This is a genomic window from Methylobacterium sp. J-090, assembly GCF_022829345.1.
Taxonomy (GTDB): Bacteria; Pseudomonadota; Alphaproteobacteria; order Rhizobiales; family Beijerinckiaceae; genus Methylobacterium.
Map to the genome: position 1 here is coordinate 2501 of NZ_JAKSXV010000019.1, position 3174 is coordinate 5674.

The 3174-nt window shown below is 57.2% G+C and carries 2 tRNA genes and 2 rRNA genes (1 of these 4 running past the window's edge); all 4 read right to left on the reverse strand.

Going from position 1 to position 3174, the window contains the following annotated elements:
* Window positions 1–371: ribosomal RNA gene (locus tag MKK49_RS02030) — 23S ribosomal RNA — on the reverse strand (it extends 2462 nt beyond the left edge of the window).
* 304 nt (window positions 372–675) lie between these two features.
* Window positions 676–751 (reverse strand) — tRNA-Ala (locus tag MKK49_RS02035).
* Window positions 752–876: 125 nt separating this feature from the next.
* Window positions 877–953, reverse strand: a tRNA-Ile gene (locus MKK49_RS02040).
* 182 nt (window positions 954–1135) lie between these two features.
* Window positions 1136–2618: ribosomal RNA gene (locus MKK49_RS02045) — 16S ribosomal RNA — on the reverse strand.
* Together the 16S and 23S rRNA genes with 2 tRNA genes alongside form the textbook arrangement of a ribosomal RNA operon.
* Window positions 2619–3174 lie beyond the last annotated feature (556 nt).

The following is a 3174-nucleotide window of genomic DNA, read 5'->3' on the forward strand; positions in this document are numbered from 1 at the left end:
CCGTTCCGATAAACTCCCACCAGGCACTGGCCTGATCCGCGTTCGCTCGCCACTACTGACGGAGTCTCGTTGATGTCCTTTCCTCCGGGTACTTAGATGTTTCAGTTCCCCGGGTTCGCTTCAAACCCCTATGTATTCAGGGCATGATACCTTCATGTGACCAACCGTATTGAATGACCAAGACCACCACGTGGATTGCTCCACGCAGCGCCATGACCACACAATACGGAAGGTCGAAGGTGGGTTTCCCCATTCGGAAATCCCTGGATCAAAGCTCGTTCGCAGCTCCCCAAGGCTTATCGCAGCGTACCACGTCCTTCATCGCCTCTCAGCGCCAAGGCATCCACCGAATGCTCTTAAGACACTTGATCGCTCTCATGATCGATGTCCGCTCGTGATCCGGCAGCAGCTAAGCTGCTGCCGATCACAACGCGACACGGTCAAAAAAACAAAAAGACCGATTTGGCCGATCCTTTCGGACCGGCAAATCTTATGCTTGCCGAACATGACCGATGCGGACCAGCTCTCGCTGCCGCAACGGTCACATTCCCTCTAAACGATGTCGTGTATTTGCTTTCCCGAACGATCCATTTGACCAGTTCAGGCAGCAAAACCTGTGTTTTTCCGGATATACCAAACCAACCCATTCGACCCTCGACCCAAAGGGGAGAGGAATGGTGGAGCTGGACGGGATCGAACCGACGACCTGATGCTTGCAAAGCAACTGCTCTCCCAGCTGAGCTACAGCCCCAAACGGTTGGGATCGGAGCGGGGGAGAACGAGGCGCAAGCCTCGCAAGGCCGACCGGCCGCCCGCGCTGATGCGCGGAGCCTAAGGCGACGGACGTCGCCGCCGGCGCCTGAGGCCAAGAAAGAATGGTGGGCCTGGGACGACTCGAACGTCCGACCTCACCCTTATCAGGGGTGCGCTCTAACCACCTGAGCTACAGGCCCAGAGTGATGAGGCGGCATCCATGACGATGCACCGATCACGCTATCCGGAAATGAGAAAGAGAAACGAGGACGGCGCCGTCCCGCATAATAGGGCCTGACTGGCCCCAATGTATCCAATGACGTCTCGAGAGGCTGTTGCCGTCAGCCTTGCGGCTGCCGGACACCTGAAGAAACATCCTTAGAAAGGAGGTGATCCAGCCGCAGGTTCCCCTACGGCTACCTTGTTACGACTTCACCCCAGTCGCTGACCCTACCGTGGTCGCCTGCCCCCTTGCGGTTGGCGCAGCGCCGTCGGGTAAGACCAACTCCCATGGTGTGACGGGCGGTGTGTACAAGGCCCGGGAACGTATTCACCGTGGCATGCTGATCCACGATTACTAGCGATTCCGCCTTCATGCACTCGAGTTGCAGAGTGCAATCTGAACTGAGACGGTTTTTGGGGATTTGCTCCAGATCGCTCCTTCGCCTCCCACTGTCACCGCCATTGTAGCACGTGTGTAGCCCATCCCGTAAGGGCCATGAGGACTTGACGTCATCCACACCTTCCTCGCGGCTTATCACCGGCAGTCTCCCTAGAGTGCCCAACTGAATGATGGCAACTAAGGACGTGGGTTGCGCTCGTTGCGGGACTTAACCCAACATCTCACGACACGAGCTGACGACAGCCATGCAGCACCTGTGTTCGCGTCCCCGAAGGGAACCCCGGATCTCTCCGGATGGCACGACATGTCAAGGGATGGTAAGGTTCTGCGCGTTGCTTCGAATTAAACCACATGCTCCACCGCTTGTGCGGGCCCCCGTCAATTCCTTTGAGTTTTAATCTTGCGACCGTACTCCCCAGGCGGAATGCTTAAAGCGTTAGCTGCGCTACTGCGGTGCAAGCACCCCAACAGCTAGCATTCATCGTTTACGGCGTGGACTACCAGGGTATCTAATCCTGTTTGCTCCCCACGCTTTCGCGCCTCAGCGTCAGTAATGGTCCAGTCAGCCGCCTTCGCCACTGGTGTTCTTGCGAATATCTACGAATTTCACCTCTACACTCGCAGTTCCACTGACCTCTACCATACTCAAGCCAAACAGTATCGAAGGCAATTCTGTGGTTGAGCCACAGGCTTTCACCCCCGACTTGAATGGCCGCCTACGCGCCCTTTACGCCCAGTGATTCCGAGCAACGCTAGCCCCCTTCGTATTACCGCGGCTGCTGGCACGAAGTTAGCCGGGGCTTATTCTTCCGGTACCGTCATTATCGTCCCGGACAAAAGAGCTTTACAACCCTAAGGCCTTCATCACTCACGCGGCATGGCTGGATCAGGCTTGCGCCCATTGTCCAATATTCCCCACTGCTGCCTCCCGTAGGAGTCTGGGCCGTGTCTCAGTCCCAGTGTGGCTGATCATCCTCTCAGACCAGCTACTGATCGTCGCCTTGGTAGGCCATTACCCCACCAACTAGCTAATCAGACGCGGGCCGATCCTTCGGCAGTAAACCTTTCCCCAAAAGGGCGTATCCGGTATTAGCGCTAGTTTCCCAGCGTTATTCCGAACCGAAGGGTACGTTCCCACGTGTTACTCACCCGTCTGCCGCTGACCCCGAAGGGCCCGCTCGACTTGCATGTGTTAAGCCTGCCGCCAGCGTTCGCTCTGAGCCAGGATCAAACTCTCAAGTTGAAGAGTTGATCTAGACCGATCACATCATAACGGAAGCACACAATCAGACCCGGCGTTTCCACCAGAGCCTGTGTGAGCTCTCGAAACGTGTCTCGGCAATCGTCTCACGATCTCCCGCTACAGGAGATCCGCAAGGACAACGCCGTCCACGCTTCTCTTTCTCAGATTCACTTGTCAAAGAACGCCGGCACGAAACCGGAAACCCGAACCAACCGAAACCCGCGCGGTCACCCGCACGAAACCCGATTGCAAGACTGGAAAAACCGTGGTACCCGCAATCACCCTGAAGGTGAGCCGTCCCAGCGGTCCGGAGCGTCTAGAACCCCGCCACCATCCTGTCAACCCAGCCAGTCCGGCACCGCCAAACCACCCCGCCGACAGAACAACACCCAAGAGACAAAAACAGTGGATCATCCAGCCAAAGCCGGATCATCCATCCGATAAATCGTCTCCAAGATGTACCGGCACCGCCGCCAGACCCTCAAGTCCCGCTGGCCGCCGCCGATGACCGGGGTATACGGACCCCCCATCGCCCCGTCAACACCCCAGATGACAG